Source organism: Streptomyces sp. NPDC088785, assembly GCF_044750685.1.
In the GTDB taxonomy this organism is placed as follows: domain Bacteria; phylum Actinomycetota; class Actinomycetes; order Streptomycetales; family Streptomycetaceae; genus Streptomyces.
This window is the reverse complement of the sequence record NZ_JBIVKH010000023.1, coordinates 1-20,285: the sequence shown is the minus strand read 5'-3', so window position 1 is coordinate 20,285 and position 20,285 is coordinate 1. Positions and strand designations below refer to the sequence as shown.

The following is a 20,285-nucleotide window of genomic DNA, read 5'->3' as shown; positions in this document are numbered from 1 at the left end:
TGAGGGTGTCGCCCTCGGCGAGGTGGTGCAGGTCCTCGTCGAGCTGGACGTCGGCGGCGCCGGAGAGCACGTGGAAGATCTCCTCGTGGTCGACGGTACCGAAGCGCGGCGGGGTCTGGCCGGCGATGGTCAGGCGCCACACGCAGGTCTGCGTGGAGCCGCGGCTGGGGGCCGCCAGGCCGCGCACGCTCAGGTGCGGGGTGTCGCCCACGGTGGCGACGCCGGGCATGGAGTAGCTGAAGACGGGCGCGTCGGCGCTCTGGACTACGGGCACGGTGACCTCTCTCGTCGTTCTCTGCGCAAAAAAGCCCACGAATTGGACTTGCCTGCCGTGAAGAATAGGGGCGGCCGGTCGGGGCGACAATGTGATCAGAAAGGATTTGAACGCCGTGCGGCTGTTGCCGTGAGCAGTCGGGCGTGAAGTCGAATATGCGACCTTTTGACGGCGCTGGAAGTGCGTGGATAATTTCCGGACGACATACAAGGAGAAGCCGTCATGGGCGCCTATTCGACAGGAGCAGTGTGATGCGCAAGGTCGTTTCACGGGACGGTACGACGATTGCTTACAAGAAGGCCGGTGAGGGGCCGCCGCTCGTCATGCTGGGCGGCGGGTTCCGTGATCATTCCGTCTTCGACTCGCTGGTTCCGCTGCTGACGCCGTACTGCACGACCTACGTGTACGACCGGCGGGGGCGCGGTGAGAGCGGTGACTCCCCGCACTACGCGATCGCCCGTGAGGTCGAGGACCTGACGGCGGTGATCGAGGAGGCCGGCGGGCAGGCCGCGGTGTTCGGCGGGTCGACGGGCGGGATCCTGTCGCTGGAGACGGCGCTGGCCGGGGCGGGCATCAGCCGGCTGGCGCTGCTGGAGCCGCCCTACCGGATGCCGGGGTTCGCCGGGCCGCCGGCGGACTTCGCCGAGCGGCTGCGCGAGCTGCTGGCGCAGGAGCGGCGCAGTGAGGCCTCGGAGTACTTCCTGGCGCATCTGGTGGGCTTCAGCCAGGGGGAGATCGACCAGTGGAAGAGCGGTCCGATGTGGGCGGCGAACGAGGCGATGGCGCACACCCTGCCCTATGACGCGGCGCTGTGCGGGGACGGCCGGCTGCCGGAGGGTCTGGCGTCGCTCGAGGTGGAGTCCGTCGTCATCAGCAGTGACCAGACCGGTGGGTGGCTGCTGGCCGCGGCGCAGGCGACGGCGGCGGCGCTGCCGAACTGCCGGCATCTGACGCTGCCGGGTGTGTGGCACAAGGTTCCGCCGGAGGTGCTGGCGCCGGCGCTGGTGGAGTTCGTCACCGCCTGAGGCGTGCGGGCCGGGACCGGCCGTGGATCAGGTACGCCTGTCGGGGGCGTCCGCCGGTGGCGGGCGCCCCCGAGGTGTGGGGTGGCGGCGGGGGTGTCCAACCGCCGCGGGGCGGCGGTTGGACGGGGGTCACCAGGGCACGGGTCCGTTGTCGTCCTGGGAGGTTCCGGTGGGGCCGTCGGGGCCGAGCGTGGCCAGGCGGACGGCGACGGTGGCGCCCTGTTCGACGCTCTGGTGGCCGCGGTGGCCGTTCATGTCGGTGGCGGTGAAGCCGGGGTTGGCCGCGTTGACCTTGATGGGGGTGCCGCGCAGTTCTCTGGCGTAGGCGACGGTGAGCGCGTTCAGTGCGGTCTTCGACGACTGGTAGGTGATGAGGTTGTAGTCGTCGAAGCCGGTGGCGGAGGTGAAGTCGGCGCCCAGGGTGAGGGATCCGACCGTGCTGGAGAGGTTGACGATGCGTCCGGCCGGTGAGCGGCGCAGCAGGGGCAGCAGGGCGTTGGTGACCGCCAGGACGCCGAAGACGTTGGTGTCGTAGACCTCGCGCAGGTCCTGGGGGGTGGCGGCGCTGGGCGGGCCGGTGAAGGCGCCGGTGATGCCCGCGTTGTTGACCAGGATGTCGAGGCGGCCGTGGCGGGCGGCGAGGGCGGCCGCGGCGGCGGTGATGCCGGCGGGGTCGGTGACGTCCAGGTGCAGCGGGTGGGCGGTGATGCCCTGGGCGGTGAGCTGTGCGGCGGCCGCGCGGCCGCGGTCGGCGTCGCGGGCGCCGAGGTGGACCACGGCGCCCTGCCGGCCCAGGCGGCGGGCGATCTCCAGGCCGATGCCCTTGTTGGCGCCGGTGACCAGGGCGATGGTGCGGTCAGGCATGTCGGTCCCTTTCCGGGTGGCCGGCGGCGGGGCCGAACCAGCGGGTGAGCGCGTGCGTCAGCGTGTCGGGGGCGTCGTGGGCGGTGTCGTGGGCGGTGTCCGTCCAGGCGATGTATCCGTCGGGGCGCACCAGCAGGGTGGTGGCGCCGTCGAAGGCATCGGCGTCGTCGGGGTGGGGGCGGGCGGCGACGACGTCGACGCGGTCCGTCCAGCCGGCGGCGGCGGTGCGTGCCGCGGTGCCGTCGCCGAGGTCGAGGAGGAGGCCGCGGGCGCGGTGCAGCAGCCGGGTGGTGGTGGTCTTGCCGATGCGTTCGTCGGTGGCGAGGAGTTCGCGTTCGGGCAGCCGGCGGCCGAGCAGGGGGTGGTCGCCGGGGCCGACGTCGTAGCGGATGTCGAGTCCGGTGACCATGCCGATGAGGTGGTGGCGCACGGTGTCGTGGGTGGCCAGTTCGCCGAACAGGTCGCGCATCGGCTGCATCTCGTCGCCGCTGATGTAGAGGGCGCGCTGGCTGAGGGTGTTGATCAGGACGCGGGCGCCGACGGGGTGGCGTTCGCTGTGGTAGCTGTCGAGGAGGCCGGGGCCGGCGTGGCCGTGCACGGCCGCGGCCAGTTTCCAGCCGAGGTTGACGGCGTCCTGCACGCCGGCGCTCATTCCCTGGCCGCCGATGGGCAGGTGGATGTGGGCGGCGTCGCCGGCCAGGAAGACGCGGCCGCTGCGGTAGGCGGCGGCCTGGCGGCTCTGGTCGGTGAAGCGGCCGATCCAGCGCGGGGTGCCGGTGCGGATGTTCTCGCCGGTCAGGCGCTGCCAGGCGGTGGCGACCTCGTCGAAGGAGGGGGCCTGGTCGCCGGGGCGGGGGACGGCGCCGCGCTCGTAGTAGGTGACCCGGTAGGTGTCGGGGCCCTGCTGGAAGGCGAGGACGAGGCCGCCGGGCAGGCGTTCGCCGTTGGGGCGGGGGCGGACCTGGCAGCCGACGACCTCGGCGAAGCACATCTCGATGCGGGCGTCGTGGCCGGGGAAGGCGATGCCGGCCTGTTTGCGGACGGTGCTGCGGGCGCCGTCGCAGCCCACGAGGTAGCGGGCGCGCAGCCGGTGCGGGCCGTCGGGGCCCTGGGCCTCGACGTCGACGGCGGTGCCGGCGTCGGCTTCGGCGTCGAAGCCGGTGAGGTGCCAGCCGCGGCGGATGTCGGCGCCCTGTTCGCCGGCCCATGCCTCCAGGACGGCGGTGGTCAGGGACTGGGGTACGCCCTTGGCGCCGTAGGAGCCGCCCTCCACCTCGCGGTAGTCCAGGGGGACGCCGCCGAAGTGGCCGATGGGGATGGTGTCGAAGCCGCCGAAGCGGGGCAGCAGTCCGCGCTGGTCGAACGTTTCGATGGTGCGGGCGGTGAAGCCCAGGGCGCGGGACTGGTCGGTCGGGCGGTGCGAGGTCTCCAGTACGACGCAGTCCACGCCGGCCAGGCGGAGTTCGCCGGCGAGCATCAGGCCGACGGGGCCCGCTCCGACGATGACGACATCGGTGTCAGTGGTGCCCATCTTCGACCCCTGTGTGTGAGTGGTTGGGTGCGAGTGACCGGTCGACCAGGGCGCCGGCCGCGCCGGTGTAGCCGCTCGGGTCGGTCAGTGCGGCCAGTTCGTGCGGTGTCAGTACGCCGTCGAGGCGGGGCAGTTCGGCCAGGACGTCGGCGAGCGGGCGGCCGGTGGCGGCGGCGTGGGCGCTGGCGTCGTCGAGGAGGGTGCGGGCGGCGGCGGCGCCCAGGCGGGGCACGAGGACCGCGCACAGCCGTTCGGAGACGATGCGGCCGCCGGTCGCTTCGAGGTTGGCGCGCATCCGGTGGGGGTGCACGGTGAGGCCGGCGACGAGTTCGACGGCGGTGTGGGCCGCGCCGCCGGCCAGGCGCAGGCATTCGCGCAGCGGCTGCCATTCCGCGTGCCACACGCCGGCGGAGCGTTCGTCCTCGGTGACCAGGCACTGGGCGAGGACGGCGGCCTGGGCGGGGACCTGGAGGGCGGCGGAGCGGATGAGGGTGGCCAGGACGGGGTTGCGTTTGTGGGGCATGGCCGAGGACACGCCGCGTCCGGTGCCGGCCGGTTCGCTGACCTCGGCGAGTTCGGTGCGGGCCAGCACCAGGACGTCGGCGGCGATCTTGCCGAGGGCGCCCGTGGTGTGGGCGAGGGCGGCGCCGAGGTCGGCGACGGGGGTGCGCAGGGCGTGCCAGGGCAGGGTGGTGGCGGCCAGGCCGGTCTCGGCGGCGAAGGCCGCGGTGAGCCGGTCGGCGACGTCGGCGCCGGTGCGGTCGGGGCCGGCGTGCTGGAGGTAGCCGGCCAGGGTGCCGGCCGCGCCGCCGAGGGAGACCGGCAGGCTGTCGCGGACGCGTCGGAGGCGGGTGGCGGCGTCGAGGACGAGGTGGCGCCAGCCCGCGGCCTTGAGGCCGAAGGTGGTGGGCACGGCGTGCAGGGCCAGGGTGCGCCCGGCGAGCACGGTGTCGCGGTGGGCGGCCGCGGTGGCGGCCAGGGTGTCGGCGATGGTGTGCAGGTCGGTGAGGGTGGGGTCCAGGGCGCGGCGGGCGACGAGCATCGCGGCGGTGTCGAAGACGTCCTGGCTGGTGGAGCCGCGGTGGACGTAGGGGGCGGCTTCGGGGGCCTGGGCGGTGACCAGGGCGGTCAGGGCGCTGACGAGGCCGACGACGGGGTTGGCGGTCTCGCGGGCGGCCAGGGCGAGGGCGCGGACGTCGAGGTGCTCGGCGCGGGCCAGGCGGGTGATGGCCCTGGCCGCGCTGTCGGGGACGGTGCCGCAGCGGGCCTGGGCGCGGACCAGGGCGGCTTCCGCGTCGAGCATGGCCTGGAGCCAGGCGGTGTCCCCCACGGCCTGTTCGGCCGGGGTGCCGGCGCGGACCGGGGAGAGCAGGCCGGCGTCGAGGTGGGCGGCCGTCATGCGGTGGCTCCCGCGCTGGTGCCGGCCGCCGGCCGGGTGGGGGCGGCGTCGCGGGGGCGGGGCAGGGCGAGGACGGCGGCGGCGATGGCGTCGGAGTCCTCCAGGGTCACCGATCCGACGCCGGGTCTGATGCCGGCGGCGGTCACCCAGTGCACGGCTTCGGTGGGCACGCCGTAGGCGAAGCGGCGGGGGTGGGGGCGGCCGTGGGCGTCGCGCAGCCGGTAGGGGCGTTCGGTGACGTCGAGGCCGCCGGTCTCGTAGTCGGTGGTGCCGGTGAGCCGGAAGGGGCGGCACTGCTGGGTGCGCAGCAGGTGGCGCATCAGGGGGTCGGCGGTGCGGCGCAGGTCGATGTCGGGCAGCCGGCTCTCGATGAGGGTGGTGGCGTGCACCGGGGAGCCGGGGATGCGCGGTGAGCGGGCGGTGAAGGCGGCGCCGTGCGGGCCGTCGGTGGTGGTGTCCACCTGGAGGTCGGGGCCCACGACGTGCAGGACGCCCGCGTCGATCAGGGCGATCATCTCTTCGATGCGGGAGGCGGGCGGGCCGATGGACAGGTGGGCGTTGAGGCGGGTGTACCAGCCGTCGAGTTCGTCGCGGTGGGAGGCGGCGTCGAGGCCGCCGTGGTCGACGCCGAGGCGGATCTCGTTGCGCAGGTCGCGCAGGACGTCCAGGGCCGCCTTGAGGGGGCCCTCGACGTTGCCGGCGCGGGCCTGGCGCAGGTCCTCGTGGAGGTGGCCGAGCAGCCAGGTGCGGAAGGCGGCGGGGTTCTCGAAGGTGTGGGCGGCGAGCGGGTCGCGCACGTGGTCCCAGTTCCAGCGTTCGCCGGCGGTGACGCCGGCTTCGTCGAGCAGGGCGTCCTCGGCGGGGCCGGGTTCGGTGTGCAGGTAGCGCTCGACGAAGCGGGCCACGGCGGGCGGGCTGTGGCGGGGGGTGAGCAGCGTCTCGTAGTAGACGCTCTGGACCTCTTTGGAGACCAGGGGCCACAGGTCGCGGCCGAAGCGCAGGCGGCGGCCGGGGGTGGCGCGCAGCTGGGCGATGTGGTCGGCCGTCAGCAGGCGGGGCAGGTGGCGGCCGTGGGCGCCCTTCTGGTTCTCGCCGCGGGCCTGGTAGGGCACGCCGCGGCGGGATCCGGCGTACAGGCGTGGTTCGCGGCCCGAGGGGTGGTAGATCAGGCGGCCGTCGGCGGCCGGCTGGAAGACGCCGCCGCGGGCGTGGGTGAACAGCGCCATGTAGTCGAAGAAGTTCAGGCCCAGGCCGCGCAGCAGGACGTTCTCGCCGGGGGCGATGCGGGAGAGGTCGACGTCGGCGGGGTTGGCGGGAGGGATGTAGGTGAGGGCGTGGGCGCGGGCGAAGGCGGCCTGGGTGGTCTGCGCCGGGGAGGGGCGGGCCGGGACGTGGCCCTGGGCGAGGACGATCGCGGACAGGCCGGTGAGCCGGGTGCCGTCCTCCAGGGTCACCTGCTGGGTGCGGGTGCCGGCCGGGTCGTCGTCGGCGGCGACGGCCCGCAGGGCGTGCACGCGGACGGTGATGTGGGCGGCGGCGTTGGCGGTGACCTGGCGGAACACCCAGTTCAGGTACTGGCCGTACAGGGCGCGGGTGGGGTAGGTGTCGGGGCCCAGGTCGCGGGCCTCGGCGAGGGTCTGGTCGTCGTAGGCGCGGCCGGAGTGGGCGGTCAGGGCGCTGGGTCCCAGGGCCTTGGCCCACTGGTAGAGGCTGGGGCCTTCCTCCAGCGGGCCGTCGATGTCGACGCTGTTGTCGGTGTAGACGGTGACCTGGGAGGCGACGGTGTTCATCAGCAGGTGGCGTGGCTGGTCGGCCCGCCAGACGCGGCCCGAGCCGGGCGGCGCGGGGTCGACGACGTGGATGACGATCTCTTCCCAGTACGGGGACTTGCGTTCCTGCGCGCAGATCCGTTCCAGCACGGACAAGCCGCGTGGTCCGGCACCGACGAGGCACACTTCGAGACGTCCGCTGCTCACAAGGACACTCCGCTCGGCAGTCGGGGGTGGCGGGCGGCGAGCGCCGCGGCGCCGGCAGCGGTGTGTCCGGCATCGCCCCCGGAGGTCAGGGTGGGTTCCCGGAGTACCGGGCAGGGCGGAAACGGCGCGTTCATCGGCGGTCGGTCGAAGGGGCCGGTGAACCGGCGCCCTGGGGTGCGTGCACGGTGTCCACAGCGCCTCCTTCCTCCGCCACGGTGGGTCGGGGCGCTCAATCAGGGCTCGGATCCGGCTAGGGCCTGTCGTGGCGGGGGTGGCGGGCGGGGCGGGCGGGTGGGGGCAGCGCGAGCACCCCTTCCGCGGTGAGGGGGGTCACCGGGGAAGGGGTGCTGGTCGTGCGCGGGGTCGCCGCGCGCCCTCGGCCGCTGCCGTACGAGGGCCACCGCGCGCGGGATCGCCGGGCGGGTGGCCGTCGTCGGGGCGGTGGGCCGGGGTCCGCGCGAGGTCGACCGCGCGGGTCCGGCCTACTGCCGGGGCAGGGGTCAGCCGAAGGAGATGTCGGTGCCGAGCTGGCCGCGCGCCTCGTTCCAGGCGACGAGCTGGCACTGGACGACGGTGCAGTCCACGGAGCTGACGGCGCCGGTGCCGAAGTCCGTCGCCTGGAAGGCCTTCTTGACGGTCTGGGTGACCTGGAAGGCGCCGCCGGCGTCGGCCGTGGCGACGACGTAGCCGTCGGCACACTTGGTGTTCTGGACGCACTGTGCGACGGCGACCTGCTCCCCGGCGGTGTAGCCGGAGCCGTTGACGGTGACCGTCTGGCCGTCGGACAGACCGCCTGCGGGTGTCACGGACAGGGCCGGGGCGGCGGAGGCCGGGCCGGTGGCCAGGGCCAGGGCGGCGGCGGCGCCCGCACCGAGGACGGCGAGCCGGGACAGACGCGAACGGGTGAACTGCATGGGAGAACTCCACATCGTGTATGGGGGTGACGGGGCGTGCGGGTGATCACGCACCATCAGGTTGGCCGCGTTCGGCTGAGGTTCGCTGGAGAAGCGCTCGACGCCCGCTGCAGGGCGTTGCCGGGTGGGGGCGGCGGGCGGCGGATGTCAGGGCTGCGTCAGCGCGCCGTCAGGCGGCGGGGGAAGAATGCGGGGCGGGCCGTCGTGCCCGACCCATCCCCGTCCGTGCCGGTCTTCGCCGGTTGGCCGGCCGTGTCCAGCGAGGAGCCGAAAGTGATGCCTCAGCCCGTCGCACTCGCCCATCCCGACGGCAGTTCGGACTCGCTGCTCGCGCTGCGGGACACGGTGCGCGCGGCGCCGGTGCACCGGGTGCGGCTGGCGGACGTGGTGACGTCGTTCACGCCCCGTTCGTGCGGGGTCGATCCCGACTGGGCGCTGGCGCTGGCCGAGTTGGGCACCGAGCTGCCGCCGATCCTGGTGCACCGGCCGACCATGACGGTCGTGGACGGGCTGCACCGGCTGCGGGCCGCCCGTCTCAAGGGCCACCACGACATCGGGGTGCGGTTCTTCGAGGGGTCGCTGGAGGATGCGGCGCTGCTGGCGGTGGCCCTCAATGTGATCAAGGGGCGGACGCTGCCGCAGGCCGACCGGGTCGCCGCCGCCGAGCGGATCGTGGCGGCGCGCCCGCACTGGTCGGACCGGGCGATCGCGGCCGTGGCGGGACTGTCGGCGAAGAAGGTCTCGGCGGTGCGGGCCGCGCTGGCGGGGGTGGAGCGGTGCGAGCGGCGGGTCGGCCTGGACGGGCGGGCGCGGCCGCTGAGCACGGCGCAGGGCCGGGAGGTGGCGGGGCGGTTGCTGCGCGCCGATCCGTCGGCGTCCTTGCGGACCGTGGCCCGGCAGGCGGGGATCTCCCCCGCGACGGTGGCCGATGTCCGCGACCGGCTGCTGCGCGGTGACGATCCGGTGCTGCCCGGACAGCGCGGCGGCGCGGCGGCGGCGGGCGGGGGGCGGGCGGCCGCGCCGGAGCCGGCCGCCGAGCGGGCGGGTGGAGTGCGTTCGGCGGACGAACTGGCGTTGTTGTTCGAGGCGTTGCGGCGGGATCCGTCGCTGCGGCTGAACGAGATGGGCCGGGCGGTGCTGCGGATGCTGGACGCCTGCTCGCTGATCGCCCGGGACCGGGAGCGGATCATCGCCAATCTGCCGCCGCACTGCACGCGGCAGCTGGCCGAGCTGATGGACGGTCACTCGGAGCTGTGGCGGGTCTTCGCCGGGGAACTGCGCGACGCCTGACCCGCACGCCCGCACGCCCGCACGCCCGCACGCCCGCACGACAGGCGGGCGGGCGGGCGGGCGGGTCAGGCTTCGCCGAGTTTGAAGCCGACGCCGCGTACGGTCACGATCCAGGCGCCGTCGCCGAGTTTGCCGCGCAGGCTGCTGACGTGGGTGTCGACCGTGCGGCGCGACCAGGTCTCGCCCCACACCTGCTTGAGGAGCTGCTTGCGGGAGACGACCGTGCCGGGGTGGGCGGCGAGCAGGCTCAGCAGGTCGAACTCCTTGCGGGTCAGCGTGACGGGGCGGCCGTCGACGCTGACCTCGCGCGAGCCCACGTCGATGTGGAGGCGGCCGTGGCGGACCTCGCTGACGGTGCCGGGCTGCCAGTGGGTGCGCCGCAGGACCGCTTCGATGCGGGCCATCAGCTCGCGCAGGCCGTAGGGCTTGGTCACGTAGTCGTCGGCGCCGGCCTGGAGACCCAGGACGCAGTCCAGTTCGGAGCGGCGGTCGGTGACGATGATGACGGGCACCCGGCTGACGGAGCGGATCGCGCGGCAGACCTCCAGCCCGTCCAGGTCGGGCAGTTCGAGGTCGAGCAGGACCACGTCGGCGTCCTCGTGCGCCTGGAGGGCGCTCGCGCCGTTGCGGGCGCACACCGGCAGGTGGCCGTGCCGGCGCAGCTGGGCGGCCAGGGTCTCGGCGGGGCCGGCGTCGTGATCGACCACGAGGATGCGCCGGCCGGCGGCGGTGGTGTCCTGCGGTGGGCGCAGGGGTTGCGGGGCGCGGGGCAAAAGCAGCGCAGCTGACGCGTTGTGAGTCAAGGTCTCCCCCGGGAGCCTGCACCGCCCGGGGGCGGTCGCCGACGGTGTGCGGACACCGTCCGGGCGGCCCGGACCCCGGGCCGGCCGGGTCGTTGGTGTCCGCGTTCACGCTAGCGGCGGGCGGTCGAGTCCCGATCCAGGACCGACCGGCCCGACCGGCCCGACCGGCCCGCCCGGCCCGCCCGGCCCGCCCGGCCCGCCCGGCCCGCCCGGCCCGCGCGGACCGCCGGGGCCTGTCCGGCGGATCGGGCCGCCGCCGGGGTGGCCCGCGGCAAGATCCGCCGGACGGGTCCTAGGGGTTGAGCACCCACGCCGAGTGGTGGGCGGTGAACCCGATGTGCGGGTAGTACTCGGCGGCGGCGGGCGCCGACAGCAGGACGATCTTCGCGGTCGGGGCCTGCTTGCGGGTGGCGTCGATCAGGGCCCGTCCCACGCCCGAGCGCTGCTGGCCGCGGACCACGGCGATGTCGGAGAGGTAGGTGACGTAGGAGAAGTCGGAGACGCTGCGGGCGATGCCGATGAGCGTGCCGTCCGCGTCGCGGGCGACCAGGACGAGGTTGGCCAGGCGGATCATGTCCGCCATGCGGGCGGTGTCCTCGACGGGACGCCGCTCCCCCAGCCCGGAGGCGTGGTACACCCCGAGCACCTCGTCCAGATCGAGGCTGCTGCCCTCGACACGCTCAACTGTCCAGCTCACGGAGACTCTCCAATCGGTTGCGGATGACGTCGTGGTTGACGAGGAACCGCTCGGGCGTCAGGGGCGGCAGGCGCAGTCCCTGGGCGGCGAGCGAGTCGGCGAAGTGGTCGCCGGTGGTGATGGTGTGGTTGGCGGCGGCCTGCACGGAGCGGTAGGCGTGTTCGCGTTCGGTGCCCTCGCCCAGCAGGTCGGCCAGGACCGCGGAGCTGTGCACCAGGCCGTCGGTGGTGTCGATGTGTGCGCGCATCCGGTCGCCGTGCACGGTCAGGGAGCGCAGGAGCTGGGTGGCGGCGGTCACCTGGAAGTGCGACACGCACAGGCTGTCGGGCAGGATGACGCGCTCCACGCTCTGGTGGGCGAGGTCGCGTTCGTGCCACAGTGCCACGTTCTCCAGGGCGGTGTCGGCATAGCCGCGCAGCAGCCGGGCGAGTCCCACCAGGCGTTCACTGGTGGTGGGGTTGCGTTTGTGGGGCATGGCGCTGGAGCCCTGGTAGGCGGTGCTGCGGGCCTCCTCGACCTCGCGCACCTCGGTGCGTTGCAGCAGGCGCAGTTCCAGGGCGATCTGTTCGACGCAGGCGCCCAGGGTGGCGACGGCCTGGAGGAGCTGGGCATGGCGGTCGCGGGCGACGACCTGGCTGGGGGCGGGTTCGCAGGCCAGGCCGAGGCGGTCGCAGACGTAGCTCTCGACGAAGGGGTCGATCAGGGCGTAGGTGCCCACGGATCCCGAGACGGTGCCCACCGCGATCGCGTCGCGGGCGGCGGTGAGGCGGGTCAGGGAGCGGTCGACGGCGAAGGCGTAGCCGGCGAGTTTGTGGCCGAAGGTGGTGGGTTCGGCGTGCACGCCGTGGGTGCGGCCCACCATGACGGTGTCCCAGTGTTCGGCCGCCCGGTCGGCCAGGACGGTGCGCAGCTGCCGGGTGGCGGCGATGAGCAGGTCGCCGGCGCGGGCCAGGGTGTGGCCCAGCGCGGTGTCGACCAGGTCGTAGCTGGTCATGCCGAGGTGGACCCAGCGGGCGGAGTCCTCGGGGATGTTCTCGCAGTAGGCGGCGAGGAAGGAGAGGACCTCGTGGTCGCGTTCCTTCTCGAACTCGGCGATCCGGGTGGCCAGCGGCACCGGGGCGGCGCGCATGTCCTCGACGGCCGCCCGGGGCACCCGGCCCAGCTGCTGCTGTGCTTCGGAGGCGAGGATCTCGACCTGGACCCAGGTGGCGTAGCGGTGCTGGTCCGTGAAGAGGTCCGCCATCTCGGGCCGTGTGTAGCGAGCGATCATGAAGGGGCCTTTGTCCGTGGGCGGGCGGAGAAGGAGGGCGCCGGGGGCGCGGGGGCGCGGGGGCGCGGGTGGGTTCAGTAGGCGCCGAAGTACTCGCGCTGTTCCCAGTCCGTGACCTGGCCGGGTGCGGGCGGTGTGTGCAGGCACCAGGCCTCGTAGCGGCGCAGTTCGCTCTCCTTGAGCTTGGTCAGGGTGGCGGCGAGGGGGGCGCCCAGGAACTGGGCGGCGCGGCCGGTGCGGAAGGCGTCGAGCGCCTCGCGCAGGGACTGCGGCACGGTGGTGTCGCCGGTCGCGGCCGGCGCCGCGGCGGCCGGGGCGGCGGGGGCGGCGGCGGTGAGTCCGTCGAGGCCGGCGAAGAGCTGGCCGGCGATGTTGAGGTAGGGGTTGGCGCAGGGTTCGCCGATGCGGTTCTCGATGTGGGCGCCGGCGCCGCTGCCGACGACGCGGAGCATCGCGGTGCGGTCCTCCACGCTCCAGCCCAGCCGGGTGGGGGCCAGGGAGTGCGCGGCGCCCAGGCGGTGGTAGCCGTTGACGGTGGGCACGGACAGCAGGCACAGTTCGCGGGCCCAGCCGAGCAGGCCCTCGGCGTAGGCCTTGCCGCTGGGTGAGATGCCGCCGGACAGGCCCTCGGCGGCGAACAGGGGGCGGCCGGTGGCGGTGTCGAGCAGGGACTGGTTGAGGTGCCAGCCGCTGGGGTCGGCGCCGTCGAGGCGGGGCTGGGACATGAAGGAGGCGTGGTGGCCGCGGGCGGCGCACCAGCGTTTGGTGACGGTGCGGAACAGCAGCATGGCGTCGGCGGTGTCGAGGGCCGACATGGGGCTGAACGTCGTCTCGATCTGGCCGGGTCCCGACTCGTGCTCCATGGACCGCAGGGGCAGTCCGAGGGCGCCCAGGTACAGGGCGAGCGGGTCGGTGAGGGGGGCCGCGGTGTCGTAGGCGGCGTCGAGGTTGAACTGGTAGCCGGCGTTGAGGGCGGCCACGCGCGGGGCGTCGCCCTGGAGGCCGAAGCCGTTGCCGGTGTTGCCGGGGGCGTCGTCGAGGCGGCGGGTGAGGTACCACTCGACCTCGAGGCCGAGGGCGGGGGTCAGGCCGCGGGCGGCGTAGCGGGCCTCGGTGCGGCGCAGCAGGGCGCGGGCGGACAGCGGGTGGGGGGTGCCGTCGCGCAGGTACTCGTCGCCGATGACCCAGGCGGTGCGGGGGCCGTCGCCGGGCAGCTGCTGGAAGGTCAGCGGGTCGGGGACGAGGACGAAGTTGCCGGCGCCGGAGATCTCGTCGACACCGATGCCGTGCTCGCCGGTGAAGTCCACGGCGACGGCGTGTCCGGTGTCGAAGACGAAGGGGCCGGGGCTGAAGTTCATGCCGTTGCGCAGCACGCCGCGGAAGGCCTGGGCGGTCAGGGTCTTGGAGCGGGCCAGTCCGTGCGGGTCGGCGAAGACCAGGCGGACGAGGTCGAGGTGGTCCAGGCGGGAGGTGATCTCGGCGGCGGCGGCGGTGCGGGCGTCGTCCCACAGCTGGTGGTGGGCGACGAAGGAGGGGCTGCCGACACTGCCCTCGGCGGAGGGCGACGACCATGACCGGGCGTACATGGCTCAACTAGTCCTTTCGGCGAGGGGGCGCAGGGTGTGCTCGGGGCGGGGGGCGGTGGCGAGGTCCGCCTCCAGGCGGCGGGCCACGGCGAGCACCAGGTCGTCGGCGCCGACGGGGCCGACGAGCTGGACGCCCGCGGGCAGTCCGGAGCGGGTCGGGCCGGCGGGCAGGGACAGGGCGGGCTGGCCGGTCATGTTGAAGGGGTAGGAGGCGGGTGCCCAGTCGAGCCAGAGCAGGTCGCGCGGGTCGGCGGCCCAGGAGGGGCCGATGGCGTCGGCGGCGAACGGCTCGATGGGGACGGTGGCCATGGCCAGCAGGTCGAAGCGGTCCATGACCGAGCGCAGGATGTTGCGCAGGTTCTGGCGCACTTCCTGGGCGCGCATCACGGTGGCGCCGCTGACGGTGCGTCCGTGGCGGACGATCTGGAGGCGGCCGGTGTCGATCCACTCCTCGTCCTGGGGTGCGGTGCCGGCGGCCTCGCTGGCGGCGACGATGTCGACCAGGGCGGGGTAGATGTCGTGGCAGCGGACCTCGATGTCCTCGATGAGGTGGCCCTGGGCGCTCAGTGCGTCGCGGGCGCGGTCGGTGGCCCGGCGGATGTCGTCGTCGGTTCCCTCGTACTCGATCCAGCCGATGCGCAGCACCTCGTGGTCGCGGGGCGAGTCCAGCGAGCCCAGGCCGGAGTCGGCGTCGCTGCGGTGCGGGCCGACGATGGCGTGGGCGAGGAGGGCGGCGTCGTCGACGGTGCGGGCGATGGGGCCCTGGTGGGCGAGGCGTTCGGCGCCGTTGGGGAAGTAGGGCACCCGCCCGTAGGAGGGTTTGTAGCCGACGACTCCGCAGAAGGCGGCCGGGATGCGGATGGAGCCGGCGCCGTCGGTGCCCAGGGAGCCGTCGCACAGTCCCGCCGCGACCGCGGCGGCCGCTCCCCCGCTGGAGCCGCCGGCGGTCAGGGCGGGGTCGTAGGGGTTGCGGGTGGGCGGGGCGGTGCGGGCGACGGTGGAGGCGCTCCAGCCGTACTCGGAGGTGGTGGTCTTGCCGACGATGACGGCGCCGGCGGCGCGCAGCCGGGCCACGGCCGGCGCGTCCTCGTCGGGGCGGTCGTTGGGCAGCAGCGATCCGCGGGTGGTGGGCAGGCCGCGGGTCTGCAGGAGGTCCTTGACGGAGACGGTGACGCCCAGCAGCGGGGTGTTGCGCCAGGCGTCCGCGCCGAGTTCGCGGATGCGCCGGTCGGCCTGTTCGGCGGCCCGCAGCGCCTCGTCGCCGGCCACGGCGACGAACGCGTCCAGGTGGTCGCGTTGTTCGATGTCGCTCAGGACGGACTGGACGTGTGCCACGACGGAGGTGTCTCCGCGCCGCAGCAGTCCCAGGGTGTGGCTGACTCCGCGGCTGGTCATCGGGGTCCTCCTGCCTTTCTCTGCGGGCCGGTCGAAGGGGTCAGGCCGCGAAGGGGGTCTCGCGCAGGCCGGGGGCGCCGGGTGCGTCGGCGGGGTCGGTGCGGGTGATGGCCGACCAGTGCCAGGCGGCGTCGAAGGCCGTCACCTCCAGGGGTTCGCCGGCGGCGGCCAGGGCGGCGGCCTGGCCGGTGGCGGCGGCGATGAAGGCGGACACCCGGTGGGCGGCGAGCAGGTCCTGCTCGTCGAAGGGGGTGCCCTCGCAGCGCAGCAGGCGCAGGTCCATGAAGCCGTTGAAGCGGCGTCCGTCGACCTCCACGGCCTGGGGTGAGCGGATGGAGAAGCGCACCTTGTTGTTGACGTGGCCGTGGTGGTGCTGGTCGGAGTAGAAGGCGACGTCGGGGATGGTCGGCGGGACGAAGTGGTCGCGGGCGATCACCTCGGGGACCCGGGGGATGTTGCCGGCCACGAAGTGCCAGGAGTTGTACTGCATGCGCGAGGACATCGCCCAGGCGGTGTCGGCGACGGCGGCGGCCGAGTCCGCGAAGTGGCGGCCCGCGGTGGGGCCGGGGACCACGCAGCAGAAGAAGCGGGTGATGTCCCAGTCGCACAGCTCGGCCCAGCGCTCCTCGCGCAGCGCGGTGATGAGGTCGGGCAGCGAGCGCATGCCGCGGCTCATCGCGAAGTCCGCCTCGAAGGCCTCGGCGCAGGCCGCGACGCTCTCGTGGACGAGGGACTCCAGGCCGGTGCCGTGCTCGCGGTGCGGCCGGGCGAGCCAGTGCGGGGAGGCGGCGACGTCGCGGCCGAGCTCCTCCAGGGTGGTCCCGTCCAGCCCGAGGCGTTCGCGCAGGCGGGCGACCATGGCGTCCTCGCGGGCGCGGGCGGCGTCGCCGGGGGCCTTGGCGACCCGTTCGATCTTGTGCATCAGGGCGCCGTGGATCTCGCGGTAGAGCTGCACCGAGGCGCCGACGCGGGGGCGTACCGCGCCGAGTGCGTCGGCCAGGTCCATCAGGGAGGCGAGCGGGCCGGTGGCGGCGGGCACGGCGTGGGCGGCGGGCAGGGCCTCGTTGTACAGGCCGCGGACCCGCTCCAGCATGTGGGCGACGTGGTCGAGGGTGAGCTGGGTGCCGTTGGCCTCCTCGACGCGGCCGAAGCCGGCCGAGCGGATGAGCAGGCCCAGGCAGACCAGCAGGTGCACGTCGTGGTCCGACCACAGGTCCAGGGGCAGTCCCTGGAGGGTGCTCAGGGTGCAGTCCGGGTGGCCGGGCCACAGGGTCTTGCCGGTGAGGGTGTTGTGGCCGCGGAAGTTGGTGTACTGGCGCTGGTCCTGGTAGAGGACGAAGGGGGCGGTGCGCAGGGCGGCTTCCTTGGCCTGTTCGAGCAGGGCGTCGCGGCCCTGGGGGCCCTGTTCGGCGAGCCAGGCGCGGCATTCGGCGGCGCTCTGGGCGAGCCGTGCGCCGGAGCGCTCCAGTGCGGCGCGGTAGCGCTCCAGGACGGTGCGGGTCCAGGACACGCGGAGCACGCCGGCGACGACGTCGTGCGCGGCGAGGGGTTCCTGGGAGGGCACGCGCAGCAGGATGCGGCCGCTGGTGGACAGGGCGATCTCGCCCTCGAAGACGATCTCGTCATCGGCGGCGGCGGCAGCAGTGTCGGCGTCGGCGGCAGCAGCGGTGTCGGCGGCCGTGCCCGCACCGGCGGCGGGGGTGGTGGTGCGCCAGGTCAGTCCGGACAGGGCGGCCAGGGCCGCCTCGTCGCGCAGGCCCAGGGCCCGCAGCTGGACGTCGGCCGGTACGTGGCCGTCGAGGGTGAGCAGGATGTGCAGGGTGGAGCGCAGGTCGTCGGTGGCGGTCGCGCGCTGCCAGACCCGCTGGAGCAGGCCGGGGAAACCGGCGTCCGGTTCGGCGGTGCGGTCGGGCTTGGCGGTGGTGCCGGCCGGGGTGCCCAGGCGGCTGGGGCGGCGGCTGATGCGCTTGCGCGCGTTGGCGGCGCGGCGGGACTCGCGCCCGGCGGAGCTGGTCACGAGGGGCCTCCTGCGGTGAGTTCGACGTGGTTCCACATCGCGTCGTCGGTGGGGGTCCAGTCCTCGTCGACGTAGATGCAGTCGACGGGGCATTCCAGGACGCAGACCGGGCAGCCCGAGCACAGTTCGGGGACGATCACGACGTCGAGGCCGCGGTCGAAGATCGCGCCGAACTCGGCGGGGCAGCCGCGCAGGCAGGAGTCGCAGGTGATGCACTCGGACTTCTCGATGCGGCGCGGCGCCTTCTTCCAGGCGTCGGGGCGGCTGCGTTCGGCGATGCGCTCTGCCCGTGCGGACGGCGCGGCCGGCGTAGCTTTGATTTCCACGGGCGTGACCTCATTTTTGAGTCGGTGTCGACCACAACCGAACCTGACCTGTCGATGCTCGCGGGCGCGTCTCAATCGCCTGCGGAGCGCGGGTTGGGGACTGCTGGAGCGGCGGCGGCCAGGGCGGGGCCGCGGCCTGTTCCGGCCAGGTCCAGCAGCAGGCGTTTGACGTCGGTGGCGGCGATGGGCCCGGCGCCGAGGCCGGGGCGCGAGGACAGCAGCAGCGGGCCGTCGTCGGGGTGGTGGGGCAGCAGTCCGTGGCTGCCGCGCACCGGGGCCGGGTCGAGCGGGACGACGGCCATGCGGTAGCGCATGCCGATCTTCTTGCGGGCCAGCGCGGTCGCGGCCCGCACCCGCACGTAGGGGTCCTGCGGGTCGAGGAAGAGTTCGGCCGGGTCGTAGCCGGGTTTGCGGTGGATCTCCACGTGGCGGGCGAAGTCGGGGGCGCGGGCGTCGTCGAGCCAGTAGTAGTACGTGAACCAGGCGTCGGGTTCGGCCAGCGCGACGAGGTCGCCGCAGCGCGGGTGGTCCAGGTGGTGGGCCTTCTTGCCGTCGTCGTCCAGGAGCTGGCCCAGGCCGGGCAGGCCGGTCAGGGCGGTGCGGGTGGCGGCGAGGTCGGCGGGGTCGTGGACGTAGACGTGGGCGATCTGGTGGTCGGCGACGGCGAAGGCGCGCGAGGCCGTCGGGTCGAGGTACTCCATGCCGTCCTGGGTGTGCACCTCCAGCAGGCCGGCGCGGCGCAGGGCGCGGTTGATGTCGACGGCCCGCTCGGCGCGGGTGATGCCGTACTCGGACAGCACCACGATCTCGCGCCGCTGGGCGCGGGCGTCGTCCAGGAGCGGGCCGAGGGCGGCGTCGAGTTCGGCGGCGGCGCGGTGGGAGCGGGGGTCGTCGGGGCCGTAGCGCTGGAGGTCGTAGTCGAGGTGGGGCAGGTAGGCCAGGGTCAGGTCGGGTGAGCGGGTGGTCATCACGTGCCGGGTCGCGTCGATGATCCACTGCGAGGAGGGCAGGCCGGCGCCGGGCCCCCAGTAGGAGAACAGCGGGAACGTGCCGAGTTTCGCGGTGAGTTCGTCGTGCAGGGCCGGCGGCCAGGTGTAGCAGTCGGGTTCCTTGCGGCCGTCGGCGTAGTAGACGGGGCGGGGGGTGACGGTCCACTGGGTGTCGGCGCCCATGGCGTACCACCAGCAGATGTTGGCGACGGTGTAGCCGGGGTGGCTGCGGCGGGCGGCGTCCCAGATCCGTTCGCCGTCGATGAGGCGGTGGCTCTGGCGCCACAGCAGGACCTCGCCGAGGTCGCGGAAGTACCAGCCGTTGCCGACGATGCCGTGCTCGGCGGGTGTGCGGCCGGTCAGGAAGGTGGCCTGCACCGAGCAGGTCACGGCGGGCAGCACGGGGGTGAGCGGCGCCCGGGTGCCGGACCGGGCGAGGGAGGTGAGGTGCGGCATGTGGTCCAGGAGGCGGGGGGTGAGGCCGACGACGTCCAGGACGAGGAGCGGGTTGGCGGCGGGCGCGGTCATGTCAGTTCCTTCAGGCCGTGGGCCGTCAGCAGGTCGCGGGCGGTGGCGAGTTCGGCGGCGATGCCGTCCGCGAGCCGGTCCGCGTCGCGGGGCCGGGCCGCACCGGGCAGCTGCGGCCAGGTGTAGGTCTCCACTTCCAGGTGGCCGGTCAGCGGCCGTTCGCCGCCCACCAGGGCGCCCAGGGCCTCGTCCAGCACATCGAGGGTGGAGGTGAGCGGGGCGGCGGGGGCCGCGTGCAGCGGGATGTGGAAGTGGGCGCGCCAGGCGCTGTCGTGCGGCAGGGCGGCGCCGTCGAGGGCGGGGCCGAGGTCGTCGGTGGCGTGCAGGGCGCCGGCGGTGCGGGTGCGGGTCTGGTGCAGGAAGCGCGGTTCGTCGTAGGCGGCCAGGGCGGCGCGGGTGTCGGGGTGGGCGGGGTGTTCGGCGTGCAGCGCGGTGGACAGCTGGGCCTTGACGATGCGCAGGCCGGCGGCGTCCAGTGCGGCGAGCGCGGGGGCGGGCTCCTCGAAGGAGGTCGCCATGTGGCAGGTGTCGGCGCAGACGCCGAGGCGCGGGTGGTCAAGCGCGGTGAGCGGGGCGATGGCGTCGGCGGTGGTCTCGATGACGCAGCCCGGTTCGGGTTCCAGTCCGACGCGGACGGAGCGGCCGGTGGCCTCGGCCAGCTCGTCCAGGGTGCGGCCGAGTTCGGCCAGGTGGGCGCGGCTGCGGGCGGCGCGCCGGTCGTCGTGGGCGGTGCGCCAGGCCAGCGGCAGGGTGGAGAGGGTGCCCTCGGTGACGTCGTCGGGCAGCAGGCGGGTCAGGACGCGGGCGAGGGCCAGGGTGTGCTCCAGGCGCTCGGGGTCGGCCCAGTCGGGCCGGTAGACGCGGTACTTGACCTCTTGGGCGCCGAAGCCTTCGTAGGGGAAGCCGTTGAGGGTGACGACCTCGAGGCCGCGGCGGTCGAGTTCGGTGCGCAGGCAGCGCAGGGCGGCCGGGTCGCCGTCCAGGGTGCGGGCGACGGGCGCCGCGAGCCACAGGCCGATGCCGAGGCGGTCGCGGCCCAGGCGGCGGCGGACGGGTTCGCAGTGCTCGCGCAGCTGCGCCAGGACGCCGTCGAGGGTCTCGGCGGGGTGCACGTTCGTGCAGTAGGCGAGGTGGACGGTGGAGCCGTCGCGGTGGCGGAAGCGCACGGCTCACGCTCCCCCGCGCAGAATCGAGTTGCCTTCATGAGTGGGCGACGCCGGTTCGACGAGATCCAACCGCAGGCGGCCGCTGAGGGAGTAGAAGGCGACCGGGTTGCGCCACAGCACAAGGTCGACGTCGTCGTCACTGAAACCGGCCGCCAGCATCGCCTCGCCGACCCGCCGGGTCTTGAGCGGATCGCTCCTGCCCCAGTCCGCGGCCGAGTTGACCAGCACCTTCTGC

The 20,285-nt window shown here is 74.3% G+C and carries 16 protein-coding genes and 2 pseudogenes; 2 read left to right on the top strand and 16 right to left on the bottom strand.

The window, feature by feature from the left end; translation table 11 throughout:
* Positions 1-274, bottom strand: a pseudogene (locus ACIP5K_RS34860) (hypothetical protein); the annotation flags it as partial.
* A gap of 251 nt (positions 275-525) precedes the next feature.
* Here ACIP5K_RS34860 and ACIP5K_RS34855 point away from each other — a divergent pair.
* Positions 526-1,299, top strand: a complete 774-nt coding sequence (locus tag ACIP5K_RS34855; protein WP_401416332.1) for an alpha/beta fold hydrolase — start codon at positions 526-528, stop codon at positions 1,297-1,299.
* Positions 1,300-1,428: 129 nt separating this feature from the next.
* On the opposite strand, the gene ACIP5K_RS34850 is transcribed toward ACIP5K_RS34855, so the two are convergent.
* From ACIP5K_RS34850 to ACIP5K_RS34830, 5 genes are all read right to left on the bottom strand, one after another.
* Complete coding sequence (locus ACIP5K_RS34850) at positions 1,429-2,163, bottom strand: SDR family oxidoreductase (protein WP_401416331.1); 735 nt, start codon at positions 2,161-2,163, stop codon at positions 1,429-1,431.
* Complete coding sequence (locus ACIP5K_RS34845) at positions 2,156-3,694, bottom strand: FAD-dependent monooxygenase (protein WP_401416329.1); 1,539 nt, start codon at positions 3,692-3,694, stop codon at positions 2,156-2,158. Before ACIP5K_RS34845 ends, ACIP5K_RS34850 begins: the two co-directional genes overlap by 8 nt.
* Entirely contained in the window at positions 3,681-5,093 is a 1,413-nt protein-coding gene (locus ACIP5K_RS34840; RefSeq protein WP_401416328.1) for an adenylosuccinate lyase family protein, read from the bottom strand. Before ACIP5K_RS34840 ends, ACIP5K_RS34845 begins: the two co-directional genes overlap by 14 nt.
* Positions 5,090-7,069 carry an FAD/NAD(P)-binding protein gene (locus tag ACIP5K_RS34835; protein WP_401416326.1) on the bottom strand — a complete coding sequence of 660 codons (1,980 nt, stop codon included), beginning with the start codon at positions 7,067-7,069 and terminating at the stop codon, positions 5,090-5,092. The genes ACIP5K_RS34840 and ACIP5K_RS34835 overlap by 4 nt, the downstream gene beginning before the upstream one ends.
* A 500-nt stretch (positions 7,070-7,569) precedes the next feature.
* Complete coding sequence (locus tag ACIP5K_RS34830) at positions 7,570-7,983, bottom strand: enediyne antibiotic chromoprotein (RefSeq protein WP_401416324.1); 414 nt, start codon at positions 7,981-7,983, stop codon at positions 7,570-7,572.
* A gap of 276 nt (positions 7,984-8,259) precedes the next feature.
* On the opposite strand from ACIP5K_RS34830, the gene ACIP5K_RS34825 reads away from it, so the two are divergent.
* Complete coding sequence (locus ACIP5K_RS34825) at positions 8,260-9,273, top strand: transcriptional regulator (protein ID WP_401416323.1); 1,014 nt, start codon at positions 8,260-8,262, stop codon at positions 9,271-9,273.
* Positions 9,274-9,338: 65 nt separating this feature from the next.
* Here the strand turns inward: ACIP5K_RS34825 and ACIP5K_RS34820 are convergent, their stop codons facing one another.
* From ACIP5K_RS34820 to ACIP5K_RS34775, 10 genes and pseudogenes are all read right to left on the bottom strand, one after another.
* Positions 9,339-9,980: a response regulator transcription factor gene (locus ACIP5K_RS34820; protein WP_401416321.1), complete on the bottom strand. Its 642-nt coding sequence runs from the start codon at positions 9,978-9,980 to the stop codon at positions 9,339-9,341.
* A gap of 388 nt (positions 9,981-10,368) precedes the next feature.
* Complete coding sequence (locus tag ACIP5K_RS34815) at positions 10,369-10,773, bottom strand: GNAT family N-acetyltransferase (RefSeq protein WP_401416318.1); 405 nt, start codon at positions 10,771-10,773, stop codon at positions 10,369-10,371.
* Positions 10,757-12,043 (bottom strand): adenylosuccinate lyase, encoded by a 1,287-nt coding sequence (gene purB, locus ACIP5K_RS34810; protein ID WP_401416316.1) that lies wholly within the window; start codon positions 12,041-12,043, stop codon positions 10,757-10,759. Before purB ends, ACIP5K_RS34815 begins: the two co-directional genes overlap by 17 nt.
* Before the next feature lie 74 nt (positions 12,044-12,117).
* A complete protein-coding gene (locus ACIP5K_RS34805) occupies positions 12,118-13,629 on the bottom strand; it encodes a glutamine synthetase (protein ID WP_401416315.1) in 1,512 nt (503 codons plus the stop codon).
* Between the two features lie 3 nt (positions 13,630-13,632).
* Positions 13,633-15,024, bottom strand: coding sequence for an amidase (locus ACIP5K_RS34800; RefSeq protein ID WP_401416314.1), 1,392 nt, complete (start codon positions 15,022-15,024; stop codon positions 13,633-13,635).
* A gap of 40 nt (positions 15,025-15,064) precedes the next feature.
* On the bottom strand, positions 15,065-17,041 hold the full coding sequence (locus tag ACIP5K_RS34795; RefSeq protein ID WP_401416311.1) for a hypothetical protein: 1,977 nt from the start codon (positions 17,039-17,041) through the stop codon (positions 15,065-15,067).
* On the bottom strand, positions 17,038-17,367 hold the full coding sequence (locus ACIP5K_RS34790) for a 4Fe-4S dicluster-binding protein (protein ID WP_401416308.1): 330 nt from the start codon (positions 17,365-17,367) through the stop codon (positions 17,038-17,040). The genes ACIP5K_RS34795 and ACIP5K_RS34790 overlap by 4 nt, the downstream gene beginning before the upstream one ends.
* Before the next feature lie 71 nt (positions 17,368-17,438).
* Positions 17,439-18,884 (bottom strand): nucleotide pyrophosphatase/phosphodiesterase family protein, encoded by a 1,446-nt coding sequence (locus ACIP5K_RS34785; protein WP_401416306.1) that lies wholly within the window; start codon positions 18,882-18,884, stop codon positions 17,439-17,441.
* Positions 18,881-20,050: a metabolite traffic protein EboE gene (gene eboE / locus ACIP5K_RS34780; RefSeq protein WP_401416303.1), complete on the bottom strand. Its 1,170-nt coding sequence runs from the start codon at positions 20,048-20,050 to the stop codon at positions 18,881-18,883. The genes ACIP5K_RS34785 and eboE overlap by 4 nt, the downstream gene beginning before the upstream one ends.
* Positions 20,051-20,053: 3 nt before the next feature.
* Positions 20,054-20,285 (bottom strand): annotated as a pseudogene (locus ACIP5K_RS34775) (hydrolase TatD); the annotation flags it as partial.

What these genes read in the sequence shown, in the direction of transcription:
- ACIP5K_RS34855 (WP_401416332.1), top strand. Translation starts at nt 526, where the DNA reads ATGCGCAAGGTCGTTTCACGGGACGGTACGACGATTGCTTACAAGAAG.
- ACIP5K_RS34850 (WP_401416331.1), bottom strand. Translation starts at nt 2,163, where the DNA reads ATGCCTGACCGCACCATCGCCCTGGTCACCGGCGCCAACAAGGGCATC.
- ACIP5K_RS34845 (WP_401416329.1), bottom strand. Translation starts at nt 3,694, where the DNA reads ATGGGCACCACTGACACCGATGTCGTCATCGTCGGAGCGGGCCCCGTC.
- ACIP5K_RS34840 (WP_401416328.1), bottom strand. Translation starts at nt 5,093, where the DNA reads ATGACGGCCGCCCACCTCGACGCCGGCCTGCTCTCCCCGGTCCGCGCC.
- ACIP5K_RS34830 (WP_401416324.1), bottom strand. Translation starts at nt 7,983, where the DNA reads ATGCAGTTCACCCGTTCGCGTCTGTCCCGGCTCGCCGTCCTCGGTGCG.
- ACIP5K_RS34825 (WP_401416323.1), top strand. Translation starts at nt 8,260, where the DNA reads ATGCCTCAGCCCGTCGCACTCGCCCATCCCGACGGCAGTTCGGACTCG.
- purB (WP_401416316.1), bottom strand. Translation starts at nt 12,043, where the DNA reads ATGATCGCTCGCTACACACGGCCCGAGATGGCGGACCTCTTCACGGAC.
- ACIP5K_RS34805 (WP_401416315.1), bottom strand. Translation starts at nt 13,629, where the DNA reads ATGTACGCCCGGTCATGGTCGTCGCCCTCCGCCGAGGGCAGTGTCGGC.
- ACIP5K_RS34800 (WP_401416314.1), bottom strand. Translation starts at nt 15,024, where the DNA reads ATGACCAGCCGCGGAGTCAGCCACACCCTGGGACTGCTGCGGCGCGGA.
- ACIP5K_RS34785 (WP_401416306.1), bottom strand. Translation starts at nt 18,884, where the DNA reads ATGACCGCGCCCGCCGCCAACCCGCTCCTCGTCCTGGACGTCGTCGGC.